Origin of the sequence: Kitasatospora sp. NPDC127060 (assembly GCF_042724935.1) — a bacterium.
Taxonomy (GTDB): Bacteria; Actinomycetota; Actinomycetes; order Streptomycetales; family Streptomycetaceae; genus Kitasatospora.
Genome location: NZ_JBHXEG010000094.1, coordinates 16,096 through 32,438, shown reverse-complemented (window position 1 = coordinate 32,438; position 16,343 = coordinate 16,096). Strand labels below are relative to the sequence as shown.

Genomic DNA, 16,343 nt, shown 5'->3' with positions numbered 1-16,343 from the left:
GTCGCCTTCATCGGCTACAGCAACACCGTCTACCGACGCCACGCCGGATACGCCGAACGCACCCTGAACGGCTTCCGCACCCGCGCCCAACAGCGGGAACTGCGGCTCCTCCACCGGCCCTGCGAGGGCACCTACGAGAGCACCGCCGGCACCCTCGCCCGCATCCTGGCGGACCGCCCGGACACCACCGGGTTCGTGGTGCAGAACGAGGCCGCGATCGGCCCCCTGCTCAGCCTGCTACGCGCCAGCGGACGGACCGTACCGGAGGACGCCTCCGTCATCGCCATCTGCCCCGACCCGATGGCCGAACAGCACTCCCCCCGACTCACCTCCGTCACCAGCCCCGGGAAAGACCTCGGACAGGTCGCCGTCGAACAGGTCATGGCGAGGATCACCGCCACCGCCGCCGGCCACGAACCGGACGACCAGCTCCACCTCATGGCACCGGAACTGATCATCCGCGAAAGCACCGCCCCGGCCCCGCACCGCAGTTGACCCCGCTTCCGGAAGGACGGCACCCAGATGGACATCCACCGACTCACGGACCGCCTCGGCGGCCTCGCCTACGGGGGGGACTACAACCCCGAGCAGTGGGACGCCCAGGTCTGGAAGGAGGACGACGAACTGATGCGCCGGGCGCGCGTCAACCTCGCCACCGTCGGCGTCTTCTCCTGGGCCCTGATGGAACCCGAGGAGGGGAGGTACGACTTCGAGTGGCTCGACGCCCACCTCGACCGCCTCCACGCGGCCGGCGTCGCGGTCGACCTGGCCACCCCCACCGCCTCACCGCCGCCCTGGTTCACCCTGGCCCACCCGGACGCCCTGCCCGTCGGCCCCGACGGCACCCGGCTGACCCACGGCAGCCGGGACACCTACTGCCTCACCGCCCCCGCCTACCGACAGGCCGCCCGCCGCATCGCGGGCGCCCTCGCCGAGCGCTACGGCGACCATCCGGCCCTCGCCCTGTGGCACGTCCACAACGAGTACGTGACCCTCTGCTCCTGCGACCACACCGCCGCCGCCTTCCGGGTCTGGCTGCGCGCCCGCCACGGCTCCCTGGACGCCCTCAACGAGGCCTGGGGCACGGCCTTCTGGAGCCAGCGCTACACCTCCTGGGAGCAGATCCTGCCGCGCCGGGCCACCCAGTGGCACCGCAACCCCGGCCAGGCCCTGGACTACAGCCGGTTCTGGTCCGACGAGACCCTCAACGCCTACCGCGAGCAGCGCGACGCCATCCGCGCGCACAGCGACCGGCCGATCACCACCAACCTCATGCTGCCCGGCTACCAGACCCTCGACCTGTGGGCCTTCGGCCGCGAGGTCGACGTGGTCTCCGTCAACCACTACCCCAGCGCGCCCGGCGTCGACGCCGCCGCCCACGCCGCCTTCGACGCCGACCGGGCCCGGTCGATCGCCGGCGGCGCCCCCTGGCTGCTGATGGAATCGGGCACCAACACCGTCTACGCCGGCGGCCGCATCCTCGGCAAGGAGCCGGGGGACGTCCTGCGCCACTCCCTCGCCCACATCGCCCGCGGCTCTGAGGGCGCGCTGTTCTTCCAGTGGCGCCAGTCCCGGGCCGGCGCCGAAACCTGGCACTCGGCGATGGTCCCGCACGCCGGGCCGGACAGCCGCATCTTCCGCGAGGTCACGGCGGCCGGAGAGACCGTCGCCCGGCTCGGCGAACTCGCCGGCTCCACCGTCCGGGCCGAGGTCGCCGTCCTGCACGACTCCGACGCCTGGTGGGCGATGAACGCCGACGGGCTCCCGTCCTCCGAACTCGACTACTTCACCACGCTGCGCCGCGCCCACCGGGCGCTGTGGGACGCCGGCCGGACGGTCGACTTCGCCCACCCCGAGCACGATCTGAGCCGCTACCGGCTGGTCCTCGCCCCGGCCCTGTTCCTGCTCACCGACGCCGGCGCCGAGAACCTGCGCCGCTACGTCGCCTCCGGCGGCACCCTGCTCGTCCAGCACTTCAGCGGCCTGGTCGACGAAAACCTCCGCGCCCGGCTGGACGGCTACCCGGCCGCACCGCTGCGCGAGGCCCTGGGCATCCGGGTCGAGGAGCACCGCCCGCTGCGGCAGGGCGAGGAGGTCGCGCTCTCCGACGGCTCGACGGCCACCGCCTGGAGCGAATCGCTGCGCACCGAGGGCGCCGAGACGCTCGCCGCCTACACCCACGGCATGCTGGCCGGCAGTCCGGCGCTCACCCGCCACGGCTTCGGCTCCGGCCACGGCTGGTACCTCTCCACCCGGCTCGACGACGCCGGCTACGCCGCCCTGGTCGGCCGGCTGCTCTCGGAGGCCGGCGCCGCCCCGGAGCTGCCCGGCCTGCCCTCCGGCGTCGAGGCCGTCACCCGCCACGCCGCGGACGGCCGGCGCTGGCACGTCCTGATCAACCACCGCGCCGAAGCCGTACCGCTGCCCCAGACGGCCCACGACCTGCTCACGGACGCCACCCTGAGCCGGCTGCCCGCCGGCGGCTGCGCCGTCCTGCGGCCGTTGTGAACGCTCACTTTTTGTGAACGCTCACCAGTCTCCCCCGCCCCACCGAGGAAGGCCACCATGAGCGACCCGCACGAGACGGTCCACTGGGGCCACGACGCCCTGGAGCTGGAGATCGCCCTGGGCGAGCACGGCACTCCCCGCCTGGTTCGCCTCGGCGCCCCCGGCGAGAAGACCACCACCCCGCGCCCCGCCGCACCGCTGCCGCTGGTGGAGGTGACGACCGCCGGCCTCGGCCGCTACTGGTCGGGGCGGCACCTCGTCAACAGCGCCCTCGGCGGACGGCTGCGCCACCGCTCCCACCACGCGACCCGGGACGGCGACTGGCACGTGCTCACCGTCGAACTCCACGAGCCGGAGAGCGGTTTGACCGCCGAGGTGGTCTACCGCTCCCTGGACGACCTGCCCGTGCTGCGCAGCGAGGTGCTGCTGCGCAACGAGGGACCGCGCACGCTGCACCTGGAGTCGGTCGGATCGCTCGTGGCGGGCTGCCTCACCGGGGGCGACCCGGTGGAGCTGGACCACGCCGACCTGCTGTGGGCGGAGAACGAGTGGTTCGCCGAATGCCGCTGGCACCGCCAGCCGCTGCGCGTGTCCTCGCCCGAGCGGAGCGGCCGCTTCCGCACCACCTCCGGCCGCACCACCCGCGTCGTGGCCGGACAGGGCGTGTGGTCCAGCTGTGGCCACCTGCCGATGGGCGGTCTGACGGACCGCGAGTCCGGCCGCACCTGGCTGTGGCAGATCGAGCACAACGGCGGCGGCTGGCGCTGGGAGTGCGGGGTGCGCGACGACACCGCCTACGCGGCGCTGTACGGCCCGAACGACGTGGACCACGGCTGGCGCCACCCGCTGGAGCCGGGCGCCGAGTTCCGTACCGTACCCGTGGCGCTCGCACTGGCCCCGGCGGGAGGGCCCGACGGCGCCTTCGCCGCGCTCACCGCGTACCGCCGGGCCACCCGACGCCCGCACCCCGACCACCGCCGGCTCCCGGTCATCTTCAACGACTACATGAACTGCCTGATGGGCGATCCGACCACGGCCAAGCTGCTGCCGCTGGTCGACGCCGCCGCCGAGGCCGGCGCGGAGTACTTCGTCATCGACGCCGGCTGGTACGACGACGGCGACAACTGGTGGAGCTCCGTCGGGGCCTGGGAGCCGTCGGCCTCCCGCTTCCCCGGGCCGAAGGGCATCCACGAAGTCCTGGACCGCATCCGGGAGCGGGGCATGGTCCCCGGCCTGTGGCTGGAGCCGGAGGCGGTCGGGGTGAACAGCCCGGTCGCCGGTTCCCTTCCGGAGGAGGCGTTCTTCCGCCGCGACGGACGGCGGGTCGAGGAGGGCGGCGGCCGGTACCACCTGGACCTGCGCCACCCGGCCGCCCGCGCCCACCTGGACGCCGTGGTGGACCGCCTGGTCGGGGAATGGGGCGTCGGCTACCTCAAGCTCGACCACAACACCGACCCGGGCTCCGGCACCAGCGGCCACCCGGGCGAGGCCCCGGCGGCCGGTCTGCTGGGCCACAACCGGGCCCAACTCGCCTGGCTGGACGGCATCCTGGACCGGCATCCGGACCTGGTGATCGAGAACTGCGCCTCCGGCGGCATGCGGATGGACCACGCCCTGCTCTCCAGGCTCCAGCTGCAGTCCACCAGCGACCAGCAGGACCTGCTGCGCTACCCGCCCATCGCGGCGGCGGCCCCCACCGCCGTCACACCCGAGCAGGGCGCCGTCTGGGCCTACCCGCTGCCCGAGGACTCCCCGGACGAAGTCGCTCTCACCATGGCCAACGCGCTCCTCGGCCGCATCCACCTCTCCGGACGGATCGCCGAACTTTCCCCGGAATCCCGGAAGTTGGTCCACGAGGCGGTCACCGTCCACAAGTCGATCCGCGTCGACCTGCCGCAGGCACTGCCCGCCTGGCCGCTCGGGCTCCCGGGCTGGGAGGACCCGTGGATCGCCCTGGCCCTGCACACCCCGGCCACCACCTACGTCACGGCCTGGCGCCGCCACGGAACGGAGTCCGTCCGGGAGCTCGACCTGCCCCATCTGGCCGGCGCCACCGTTCGCGCCGAGGTGCTCTACCCGGCTTCCAGCCTGGCGGCCACGGCCTGGAACCCGGACACCGCCGAACTCACCCTGACCCTGCCGACGGCCCCGTCCGCCGTCCTGCTGCGCCTCACCGAGGAGCCGTCCGAAGGGAGTTGACGATGCAGACCGCGACCGCGCGCGCCCCACCATGCCGGCCCGCATCCGTACGGAACACGCTTCGCGTCCGGGCCCGACCCGAGCAGCCGCACCGGGCCCTACCGTCCAGAACGCGGGAGTTCGATCCCCACATCCGAACCCCACGCACCCCCACCCCTGGAGGGACGAAGTGAAATCACCCGTCCAGTCTTGTCGTGAACGCGCCATAGCGGTCGCGGCGGCCCTGTCGCTCGCACTCACCGGCGCGATCGCCGTCGTCGCGCCGCACGCCGCCGCCGCACCGCCCGCCGTCACGGCGAGCACCGTGTCGGTGTCGGTCGACGCCGCCCTGCAGCTCGCCACCGTTCCCGCCACCGGCGTCGGCGTGAACATCCCGGTCTACGACGTCAACATGAACGCCGCCGGCACCGCCGGCCTGCTCAGCACGGCCGGAATCAACACCGTCCGCTACCCCGGCGGCAGCCACTCCGACGCCTACCACTGGCAGACCGGCACCACCGACGACGGTTCGTACGTCGCTCCGAACACCGGTTTCGACGCCTTCATGGGCACCGTGCGCACCGCCGGAGCGCAGCCGATCATCACCGCCAACTACGGCTCGGGCACCCCCCAGGAGGCCGCCGCCTGGGTCCAGTACGCCAACGTCACCAAGGGCTACGGCATCAAGTACTGGGAGATCGGCAACGAGGTCTACGGCAACGGCGAGTACGGCGCCAAGTGGGAGAACGACACCCACAGCAGCAAGAGCGCCACGACCTACGCGAACAACGTGGTCCAGTTCGTCTCGGCGATGAAGGCGGCCGACCCGAGCGTCAAGATCGGTGCCGTGCTGACCACCCCCGGCTACTGGCCGGACGGCATGGTCGGTCCGGGCGACACCATGGACTGGAACCACACCGTCCTGTCGATCGCCGGCTCGAAGATCGACTTCGCCATCGTGCACGCCTACCCCACCAGCACCAGCCCGGCCGACCTGCTCACCAAGCCGCAGGCCCAGAACGCCAACATCACCGGCACCGTGCGTTCGCTGATCAACCAGTACGCCGGGACCAATGCCCCCAACGTCGGCATCGCGGTGACCGAGGCGAACGCCCAGGCCTACCTCGACACCTCCCCCAACGGACTGTTCGCCCCGGACAACTACCTCACCTGGCTGGAGAACGGCGCGTTCAACGTGGACTGGTGGGACCTGCGCAACGGGACCGACTGCATGAAGGTGACCACGGTCGAGGGCGCCACCGACTACAACGACGGCGGCATGGTCTCCAGCGGCTCCTCCTGCGAGCCGGCCCTCAACACGCCCTTCCCCGCCTACTACGGCATCCAGATGATCAGCAAGCTCGGCGCGCCCGGGGACACCCTGGTCAAGGCCGCCAGCTCGTCCTCGCTGCTCACCGCGCACGCCGTCCGCCGCGCCGACGGTGACGTGGACGTCATGCTGATCAACAAGGACCCGAACAACGACGCCACGGTGAACCTCTCCTACACCGGGTTCACCCCGTCCTCCGCCACCCCGACCGTCCACTCCTACCTCAAGAACGCCCACGGGATCGGCACGGCCCAGTCCGGCAGTGCGACCACCCAGACCGTGCCCGCCTACGGCATCACGGTTGTCCAGATGCACCCGACCAGCGCGGCCTGCCGGGTCGTCTACAACAAGAACGAGTGGCAGGGCGTCATGGTCGGCTCCGTCACCGTCGTCAACAACGGCCTCGGCCAGGTCAACGGCTGGTCCCTCGGCTTCGACTTCCCCGGCGACAACAGCATCACCAACACCTGGAACGCCTCGGTGTCGCAGAGCGGCCGGAGCGTCAGCGCCGGGAACGTGTCCTACAACGCCTCCGTCCCGCAGGGCGGCAGCGTCCAGTGGGGCTTCAAGGCCAACTGGTCCAGCAGTGACGCCGACCCCTCGGCCTTCCGGTTCAACGGCGCCTCCTGCGCGATCGGCTGAACCCGATGAACCGGTGGTGCCCCGGACCCCGGACCTCTCCGGGGCCGAGGGCCCGGGGCACCACCACCCCGACATGCACCTTCGAAAGGAACCGACCACGTGTCAGACCAGCCCCAGCCGACCGGAACCCTCCCCAACCCCGTGATCCCCGGCTTCCATCCGGACCCGAGCGTCTGCCGCGTGGGCGACGACTACTACCTCGTCTGCTCCAGCTTCGAGTACTTCCCCGGCATCCCCGTCTTCCACAGCCGCGACCTGGTCAACTGGACCCAGATCGGCAACGCCCTGGACCGGCCGAGCCAGCTGCGCCTTCCGCGCGAGTCCCCGTCCTCCGCCGGGATCTACGCCCCGACACTGCGCCACCACGACGGCCGCTTCTGGCTGATCGTCACCAACGTCAGCGGCGACGGCAACCTGCTCTTCACCGCCACCGACCCGGCCGGACCCTGGTCCGACCCGATCCGGCTGCCCGGCGTCCACGGCATCGACCCGGACCTCGCCTGGGACGAGGACGGCACCTGCTGGTGCACCGTCGCCGGCGTCTCCCAGGTCCGCCTCGACCCGACGACCGGCGAGACCATCGGCGAGCCGCAGCGGATCTGGTCCGGCGCACCCGGCGCCGCGGCCCCCGAGGCCCCGCACCTGTACCGGATCGGCGAGTACTGGTACCTGATGATCGCCGAGGGCGGCACCGAGCGCGGCCACGCCGTCTCCATCGCCCGCGGCAGCTCGCCCTCCGGCCCGTTCGAGCCGTGCCCGTCCAACCCGGTGCTGACCCACCGCGGCATCAACAACCCCATCCAGAACACCGGGCACGCCGACCTCGTCCAGGCGCCCGACGGCTCCTGGTGGATGGTGCTGCTCGCCGTGCGGCCGCGCGGCGGCACCCCCGCCTGGTACGTGCTCGGCCGGGAGACCTTCCTCGCCCCGGTCGAGTGGGTGGACGGCTGGCCGGTGGTCGGCCGGGTCACCCCCGAACTGCCCACCCCGGCCTGGCCGCTGCACCCCACGCCCGCCGTGCCGGCCCGGGACGACTTCGACCAGGCCGAGCTGCACCCCCAGTGGATCTCGGTACGGAGCCGTCCCGAGCACCTGTGCTCCACGAAGGAACGTTCCGGCTGGCTCACCCTGCGCGCCGCGGGCGCCTCCCTCGACGAGAACGACGTGGTGTTCGTCGGCCGGCGCCAGCAGCACCTCGGCTGCCGGACCCGCACCCTGATCGACCCTGCCGGGGGCCGCGGCGGCCTCGCCGTCCGGATGGACGAGGACCACCACTACGAGATCGAGGCGGCCGACGGCGAGGTGAAGGTCTACGCCCGGATCGGCTCGCTGCGCACCGAGGTCGCCACCCGTCCGGTGCCCGCCGGGCCCGTGGTGCTCGGCGTGGACGTCGTCCCGCGCGAGACGCGCGGCCCGCGCACCGGCCCCGACGACGTCGTCCTCGGCATCGAGGAGCCCGACGGCGACTTCACCGTGCTCGCCACCCTCGACGGGCGCTACCTGTCCACCGAGGTGGCCGGCGGCTTCACCGGCCGGGTCATCGGCATGTACGCCGCCGAAGGCACCGTCCACTTCGACCGGTTCGACTACGAGCCCGTCCCGTTTTCCTGACCACCCATCAGGACCCTCCACCGGTTCACACGAAAGGGACATCCGCGTGAACGACGCAGCGCACACCACACGCACCCGCAACCGCCGTCTCCACCGCACGGCCGGCCTCCTGGTCGCGCTCGTCACCACCGGCGCCCTCTGCGGCGGCACCGCGATCGCCGCCCCCGCCGACCAGCCCCAGGCGGCGGCCGAGGCCGCAGACGCCAGGGTCCCGCACGACCCGATGGCCGCCGTGGCGCAGATGCAGCCCAGCTGGAACCTCGGCAACACCCTCGACGCCATCCCCGACGAGACGTCCTGGGGCAACCCCCTCACCACCAAAAAGCTGTTCGACCGCCTGAGGTCCGATGGCTTCCGCAGCGTCCGGATCCCCGTCACCTGGTACCCGCACCAGTCCACCACCGCGCCGTACACCATCGACCCGGTGTGGATGAAGCGGGTGAAGCAGGTGGTCGACTGGGCGCTGGAGGACGGCCTCTACGTCGAGATCAACGTCCACCACGACTCGTGGCAGTGGATCAAGTACATGTCCACCGACCACGACAACATCGTGGCGCGGTTCAACTCCACCTGGCAGCAGATCGCCACCACGTTCAAGGACGAGCCGCGCACGCTGCTCATGGAGAGCATCAACGAGCCGCAGTTCGACGCCGCGACCGACGCCCAGAAGACCCAGTACCTGCGCGAGCTCAACACCTCGTTCCACGACATCGTCCGCAAGTCCGGCGGCAGGAACAAGGACCGCCTGCTCGTCCTGCCCTCGGAGGAGACCAACAACGCCCAGAACTGGCTGGACGACCTCTCCACCACGATGAACTCGCTGAACGACCGCAACCTGGTCGCCACCGTGCACTACTACAGCTGGTACCCGTTCAGCGTGAACATCGCCAACGGCACGACGTACGACGCCAAGGCCCAGTCGGACCTGACCGAGGGCTTCGCCCGCGTGCACGACACCTTCGTCGCCAAGGGCATCCCCGTCTACCTCGGCGAGTACGGCCTGCTCAGCGAGCCCAACTCGGGCACCGTCGAGCGCGGCGAGATGCTCAAGTACTACGAGCACGTCAACCACGTGGCCCAGGTCAACGGATTCACCACCGCCCTCTGGGACGACGCCAACTACCTGGACCGCACCAGCCTCCAGTGGCGGGACCGGACCCTGATGAACCTGATCGAGACGTCCTGGACCACTCGCTCGGGCACCGCCTCCACCGACAACGTCTTCCTTCCGAAGTCCGGCCCCATCACCGCGCAGACCATCACCCTGAACCGCAACGGCCTCTGGTTCGCCGGCCTCTGGCAGGACGGCCTCCCCCTCATCCCCTACCTCGACTACACCCTCGACGGCGACAAGCTCACCCTGACCGCCGACGGCCTCGCCCGCCTCGCCGGCGACCGTGCCGCCGGCGTCAACGCCACCCTGGAGGTCCGCTACTCCGACGGCGTCCCGTGGCAGCTCAACATCCGCTCGTACGACGAGCCCGCGATGGCCGACGCCACCGGAACGCTCGACGGGCTCGTCATCCCCACCCGGTTCAACGGCTCCCTGATGGCCAACGTGCAGTCCACCTACGCCGACGGCACCGCCGCCGGTCCCGCCTCCTGGACCACCTACCAGTCGTTCGGCAACTTCGGCCCCGACTACGGCGCGAACACCACCACCATCAAGGCCGACTTCCTCAAGTCCCTCAAGGACGGCACTCCGGTGACGCTCAGCTTCCGCTTCTGGACCGGCGACACCGTCACCTACACCGTCACCAAGACCGGTGACACCGTCACCGGCACCGCCTCCTGACCCCAGCTCTCTCCCACCCCCCGGCCGCCGACCGGGTCTCTCCACCTGTTCACTCGAAGGGACAATCCGTGAACCACGCACCGCAGGCCGCACGCACCCGCAACCGCCGTCTCCACCGCACGGCCGGCCTCCTGGTCGCGCTCGTCACCACCGGCGCCCTCTGCGGCGGCACCGCGATCGCCGCCCCCGCCGACCAGCCCCAGGCGGCGGCCGAGGCCGCAGACGCCAGGGTCCCGCACGACCCGATGGCCGCCGTGGCGCAGATGCAGCCCAGCTGGAACCTCGGCAACACCCTCGACGCCATCCCCGACGAGACGTCCTGGGGCAACCCGCTCACCACCAAGGCCACCTTCGACGGCCTCAAGGCCCAGGGCTTCCGCAGCGTCCGGATCCCCGTCACCTGGTACCCGCACCAGTCCACCACCGCGCCGTACACCATCGACCCGGTGTGGATGAAGCGGGTCAAGCAGGTGGTCGACTGGGCGCTGGAGGACGGCCTCTACGTCGAGATCAACGTCCACCACGACTCGTGGCAGTGGATCAAGTACATGTCCACCGACCACGACAACATCGTGGCGCGGTTCAACTCCACCTGGCAGCAGATCGCCACCACGTTCAAGGACGAGCCACGCACGCTGCTCATGGAGAGCATCAACGAGCCGCAGTTCGACGCCGCGACCGACGCCCAGAAGACCCAGTACCTGCGCGAGCTCAACACCTCGTTCCACGACATCGTCCGCAAGTCCGGCGGCAGGAACAAGGACCGCCTGCTCGTCCTGCCCTCGGAGGAGACCAACAACGCCCAGAACTGGCTGGACGACCTCTCCACCACGATGAACTCGCTGAACGACCGCAACCTGGTCGCCACCGTGCACTACTACAGCTGGTACCCGTTCAGCGTGAACATCGCCAACGACCCGACCTACGACGCCAAGGCCCAGTCGGACCTGACCGAGGGCTTCGCCCGCGTGCACGACACCTTCGTCGCCAAGGGCATCCCCGTCTACCTCGGCGAGTACGGCCTGCTCACCTCGCCCTACTCCGGCGTGGTCGAGCGCGGCGAGATGCTCAAGTACTTCGAGCACGTCAACTACGAGGCGCGGCGCAACGGCATGACCTCCGCCGTCTGGGACGCCGCCAACGACTTCCTGAACCGTTCCACCATGCAGTGGATGGTCCCCGAGATGAAGGACCTGATCCAGACGTCCTGGCGGACCCGCTCGGGCACCGCCTCCACCGACAACGTCTTCCTTCCGAAGTCCGGCCCCATCGCCGCGCAGACCATCACCCTCAACCGCAACGGCCAGTGGTTCGCCGGCCTCTGGCAGGACGGCCTCCCCCTCATCCCCTACCTCGACTACACCCTCGACGGCGACAAGCTCACCCTGACCGCCGACGCCCTCACCCGCCTCGCCGGGGACCGCGCCGCCGGCGTCAACGCCACCCTCGAAGTCCGCTACTCCGACGGCGTCCCGTGGAAGCTCTTCGTGCGCTCCTACGACAAGCCGACCATGGCCGACGCCACCGGAACGCTCGACGGGCTCGTCATCCCCACCCGGTTCAACGGCTCCCTGATGGCCAACGTGCAGTCCACCTACGCCGACGGCACCGCCGCCGGCCCCGCCTCCTGGACCACCTACCAGTCGTTCGACAACCTCCGCGCCGACTACGGCGCGAACACCACCACCATCAGGCCCGACTACGTCAAGTCCCTCAAGGACGGCGTCCCGGCGACGTTCACCTTCCGCTTCTGGACCGGCGACACCGTCACCTACACCGTCACCAAGACCGGTGACACCGTCACCGGCACCGCCTCCTGACCCCTGTTCCTCACCCGCCCCGGCTGCCTCCTTCCCGGCAGCCGGGGCCCCGTCACGTCCGGAGATGCCCACCCATGTTCCAGTTGCCCCCGCGCGTGCTGTTCGGCGCCGCCTACTACCACGAGTACCAGCCGTACGAGCGGCTCAAGGAAGACCTCGACCTGATGGCCGGGGCGAAGTTCACCGTCATCCGGGTCGGCGAGTCGGTCTGGTCCACCTGGGAGCCGGAGAACGGCCGCTTCGACCTCGACTGGCTCACCCCCGTCCTCGACGGCGCCCACGAGCGCGGCATCGCCGTCGTCCTCGGCACCCCGACCTACGCCGTACCGCCGTGGCTGGCCCGGCAGTACCCCGAGATCGCCGGTGAACGGGAGACGGGCCGGCCCATGGGCTGGGGCGCCCGCCAGGAGGCCGACTTCTCCCACCCCGCGTTCCGCCACCACGCCGAACGCGTCACCCGGGCGATCCTCGACCGCCACGCCGCGCACCCGGCTGTCATCGGCTTCCAGGTCGACAACGAGCCGGGCCTGCGCCTGCCCCTCAACGAGGGCGTCTTCCAGCGCTTCGTCGACCACCTGCGCCACACCTACGGCGACGTGGAGACCCTCAACCGGGAGTGGGGCCTGGTCTACTGGTCGCACCGGCTCTCCACCTGGGCCGACCTCTGGCGGCCCGACGGGAACCAGCAGCCGCAGTACGACGTCGCCTGGCGGGCGTTCCAGGCCCGCCAGACCACCGAGTTCGTCGCCTGGCAGGCCGCGATCACCCGCGAGTACGCCCGCCCCGACCAGTTCGTCACCACCTGCCTCGCGTACAACCACCCCGCGATGGAGGACGACGAGATCACCGACGCCCTGGACGTCACCGCGGGCAACCCGTACTACGACATGCAGGACGCCCTCACCCTGCCCGACCCCACGCCCGACGACCACGAGCAGTGGTGGAAGACCACCGGCGTGTGGGCGCTGTACCAGAGCGCCGACCGGATCTTCTCCTCCCGCCAGGAGCCCTTCCTCGTCACCGAGACCAACGCCCAGGCCATCAGCGGCACTTCGGAGAACCACCCGGCCTTCGACGGCCAGTGGCGGCAGGCCGCCTGGGCGCTCGTCTCACGCGGCGCGCGGATGATCGAGTACTGGCACTGGCACACCCTGCACTTCGGCGCCGAGACGTACTGGGGCGGGATCCTGCCGCACAGCGGCAAGCCCGGCCGGGCCTACGCCGAACTCTCCCGGCTCGGAGCCGAGTTCGGGACCGCCGGGCCGCTGGTCGCCGGGATCGAGCCAGACGCCGACATCGCGATGGTCTACTCGATGCCCAGCAAGTGGCTGATGCAGAAGTACCCGCCGCTGGCGAAGCCGAACGGCGACCCGGACCCGACCTCCTACCACCGCATCTTCGACCCCTTCTACCGCGGCGCCTTCGAGGCCGGCCGCCAGGTGCGCATCCTGCACGCGCGCCAGTTGCACGACGCCCGGGGCGAGCGTGAGGGGCTGGCGCCCGAGGAGGCCGCGCGACGCCACTCCGTGCTGGTCGTCCCCGGGCTCTACCTCGCCGAGGACTCCCTGCTCGACTGGCTCGCGGCCTACGCCGAGGCCGGCGGCCATCTCGTCCTCGGCCCCCGTACCGGCTACGCCGACCACGAGGCCCGCGCCCGCCACGAGACCGCCCCGCCGCGCCTCACGGCCGCTGCGGGCGTCCGGTACGACGAGTTCAGCAACCTGACCGCGGACCTCCCGGTGCGCTCCGCCCCCGGCAGTCCGCTGGAGCTGCCGGGGGGCGCCGTCGCGACGCGCTGGGTCGAGGGCCTCACGGCCACCGACGCCACCGTGCTGGCCGGCTACGAGCACCCCCACTTCGGCCGCTGGCCCGCCGTCACCACCCGCCGCCACGGCGACGGCCGGGTGACCACCGTCGGCACCGTGCCCGGCCGTGACCTCGCCCGGGAGCTGGCCGCCTGGCTGGCCCCCGCCGCCGTCGGCCCCTGGCGCGACCTGCCCGCCTCCGTGACCGCGACGACCGGGACCTCCCCGGACGGGCGCCGCGTCCACGTGGTGCACAACTGGAACTGGCAGCCCGTCGACGTCCCGGCCCCCGTGGCGCTCACCGACGTCCTGAACGGCGCCGCCGTCGCGGCCGGCGAGCCGCTCTCCCTCGGCGCCTGGGACGTAAGGGTGTTGGTCGCGAACTGAACGCGAAGGCGGCGGTGGAGCCCTGCCGGGCCCACCGGACACCCGAACCCGAGGGCCTTCCGGCACCGACGCGCGACCTGGTCCCGACCGCGTGCTGACGTCGCGGGGCGGGCCGGACCGGAGCAGACGCTCGGATCGGCCCGCCCTGCGGCGACGCACGCCCTCCGAGATCGTCGAAGCAGTTCGATGGTTCGCGGACCTCCGCCTCCGGTCCTACGGGCCGTCAACTCCGTTCGGGCGGACACCAGGAACTGATGGCCCGCTCGGGGCTCTACGCCGAGATGTTCCACATCCAGGCCCGCCGAGGACGACGAACCCCGGCCGCCGCGCGGCCGGGGTTCCTCAGGACGTCGGGCACCGGTTCCCGGATGGGGCGGGCGGGGTCAGCGCTGCAGGGTGAGCACGCCCGGCCGGTACGGCAGTTGGATGTAGGAAGTGCCGTCCGAGTTGGGGTTCCTGCCCTGGTAGAGGAGCTGCAGGTTGCAGGGGTCGACGGTCATGGTCTGGTCGGGGTTGTTGCGGACCAGGTCACCGTGGCTGATGTCGTTGGTCCAGGTGGCACCGCTGTTGGCCAGGCCGGCGAAGGGGTTGCTCGCGGTGGCGGCCTGCGGGGTCCACGAGCCGTTCAGGCTGGTGGCGGTGAAGGAGCGGAAGTAACGGTGCTCGTTCGCGTCCCGGGCCTCGACGATCATGAGGTACTGGTTCTGGCCCTGGACCTTGTAGACCTGGGGCGCCTCGAACAGGTTCTGCACCGTGTCGCTCATGACCGTGGTGTACGAGGAGCCGAAGTTGCCGGGGAAGTTCCCGATCGGCATGCTCGCCCGGTAGATGCTGCCGTTGTCACCGGCGAAGAACAGGTACATGTTCTGGCCGTCGGCGATCAGGGTCGGGTCGATCGGGCCTCCGGTGGGGAGGCTGCCGGTGAACAGCGCCTGCGGCGCCGACCAGCCGTTGGGGTTGGTGGGGTCGCTGGACGTGCGGTAGGTGAAGGGCCAGGCGGTGCCCCACCCCAGCGAGGCCAGCACCCAGGTGTTCTTGGGCGCGAAGTAGAACAGCTGGGGCGCCACCGCGGACGAGGACATGACGGTCTGGGTGGCAGAGGCCATGTCCGACCAGTTCGTGAAGGGAGCGAATCCCATCGACTTCCACGACGTTCCGTCGGAGTAGGTCGCGTAGACCAGGTGCTTGCCGTTGTAGACCACGTCGGTGAAGTCCTTCAGCGCGGCTCCCCCGTTCACCGGCTCCGCCAGCGGACCGGTCGAGGTCCACCGGTACGTCGACGGGAGAGCACACGTGGTACCCGTCCCGGACAGGCCGGTCCACTGCTGGTTGCTGGCGCCGCTGCAGTTCCAGAGCTGCACCGCCGTGCCGTTGGCCGTACCGGCGCCCGACACGTCCAGGCACAGCCCGGACTCCACGCCGACCACCGTGCCGTCGGCGTTCACCCGCCACTGCTGGTTCGCGGCGCCGGTGCAGGACCAGATCTCCACCCGGGTGCCGGCCGTGGTGGCGTGGCCCGGAACGTCCAGGCACTTGTTGCCGTACACGGTCAGCTGGTTGGCGGACGTCACCGTCCACTGCTGGTTGGTCCCGCCCGAGCAGTCCCAGATCTGCAGGAGCGTGCCGTCGGTCTGGCCGGCGTTCGGCACGTCGAGGCACCGACCGGAACCCGTACCGCGCAGGGCACCGCTGGTGGCCGCCTGCGCCGGAACTGCGACGAGCATCGCCGCCAGCGCCACCACGGCCGCGACCACGGCGGTGAGCACGACGGACGGAGGTCTGCGGTTGGAACCCTGTCCGGGCATGGGGATCTCCTTCTCTGAGACGTGCAGCTGTCACACGGCTCGTTGTTGTTTACATGCGTGCAACCTGACGGCGCGCGCCAGGAGTTAGGGTCGGCCGACGAGGAAACCTCACCTCTGTCCGTCGGACCTCGGACGCCCCGTACGAGCGCTTCTCCCGGCAGGAGCGAGGAAGCGGGCGCAGGGGTGCGCCCCCGGCCGGCCGTGGGCGAGGGCGTTGCCGTCGGCCGAGTCGGCGAGGGCGAACTGCGGCTTGGAATGTTAACGCTAACAATCCAGGGGTGAAGCGAGCCTCCTGTCGGCAGGCGACGAGATCTTCGATGTGAGCGGAGTCAATACCCGCCCGCCTGGGCACGTCAAGATGTCTGCAACGACTTTCGCAACCGGGGCGGCCGGCCCCCGCACCACGCTCACGCCGTCGCCCTGACCGACCCTTGGGCTCTACCTGCCGCAGTGTCATCTTGC

Annotated in this window: 9 protein-coding genes; 8 read left to right on the top strand and 1 reads right to left on the bottom strand. The window is 71.1% G+C overall.

What is annotated here, in order from left to right; translation table 11 throughout:
- The 8 genes from ACFWIS_RS34960 to ACFWIS_RS34925 form a co-directional block, all read left to right on the top strand.
- The coding region (locus ACFWIS_RS34960) for a substrate-binding domain-containing protein (protein ID WP_380460759.1) at window positions 1-495 on the top strand (495 nt) is incomplete at its 5' end.
- A 27-nt stretch (window positions 496-522) separates the two neighbouring features.
- A complete protein-coding gene (locus ACFWIS_RS34955; protein WP_380460757.1) occupies window positions 523-2,508 on the top strand; it encodes a beta-galactosidase in 1,986 nt (661 codons plus the stop codon).
- A gap of 57 nt (window positions 2,509-2,565) precedes the next feature.
- The gene (locus ACFWIS_RS34950; RefSeq protein WP_380460755.1) at window positions 2,566-4,707 is read left to right on the top strand and encodes a glycoside hydrolase family 36 protein; all 2,142 of its coding nucleotides are present in this window, start codon (window positions 2,566-2,568) and stop codon (window positions 4,705-4,707) included.
- A 169-nt stretch (window positions 4,708-4,876) separates the two neighbouring features.
- On the top strand, window positions 4,877-6,658 hold the full coding sequence (locus tag ACFWIS_RS34945; RefSeq protein WP_380460753.1) for a cellulose binding domain-containing protein: 1,782 nt from the start codon (window positions 4,877-4,879) through the stop codon (window positions 6,656-6,658).
- Between the two features lie 99 nt (window positions 6,659-6,757).
- Window positions 6,758-8,269 (top strand): glycoside hydrolase family 43 protein, encoded by a 1,512-nt coding sequence (locus ACFWIS_RS34940; RefSeq protein WP_380460751.1) that lies wholly within the window; start codon window positions 6,758-6,760, stop codon window positions 8,267-8,269.
- Window positions 8,270-8,315: 46 nt separating this feature from the next.
- A complete protein-coding gene (locus ACFWIS_RS34935; RefSeq protein WP_380460749.1) occupies window positions 8,316-10,064 on the top strand; it encodes a cellulase family glycosylhydrolase in 1,749 nt (582 codons plus the stop codon).
- A gap of 68 nt (window positions 10,065-10,132) precedes the next feature.
- Window positions 10,133-11,884 carry a cellulase family glycosylhydrolase gene (locus ACFWIS_RS34930; RefSeq protein ID WP_380460747.1) on the top strand — a complete coding sequence of 584 codons (1,752 nt, stop codon included), beginning with the start codon at window positions 10,133-10,135 and terminating at the stop codon, window positions 11,882-11,884.
- 74 nt (window positions 11,885-11,958) lie between these two features.
- Window positions 11,959-14,076, top strand: a complete 2,118-nt coding sequence (locus tag ACFWIS_RS34925; RefSeq protein WP_380460745.1) for a beta-galactosidase — start codon at window positions 11,959-11,961, stop codon at window positions 14,074-14,076.
- A 383-nt stretch (window positions 14,077-14,459) separates the two neighbouring features.
- On the opposite strand, the gene ACFWIS_RS34920 is transcribed toward ACFWIS_RS34925, so the two are convergent.
- On the bottom strand, window positions 14,460-15,881 hold the full coding sequence (locus tag ACFWIS_RS34920; protein WP_380460743.1) for a non-reducing end alpha-L-arabinofuranosidase family hydrolase: 1,422 nt from the start codon (window positions 15,879-15,881) through the stop codon (window positions 14,460-14,462).
- Window positions 15,882-16,343 lie beyond the last annotated feature (462 nt).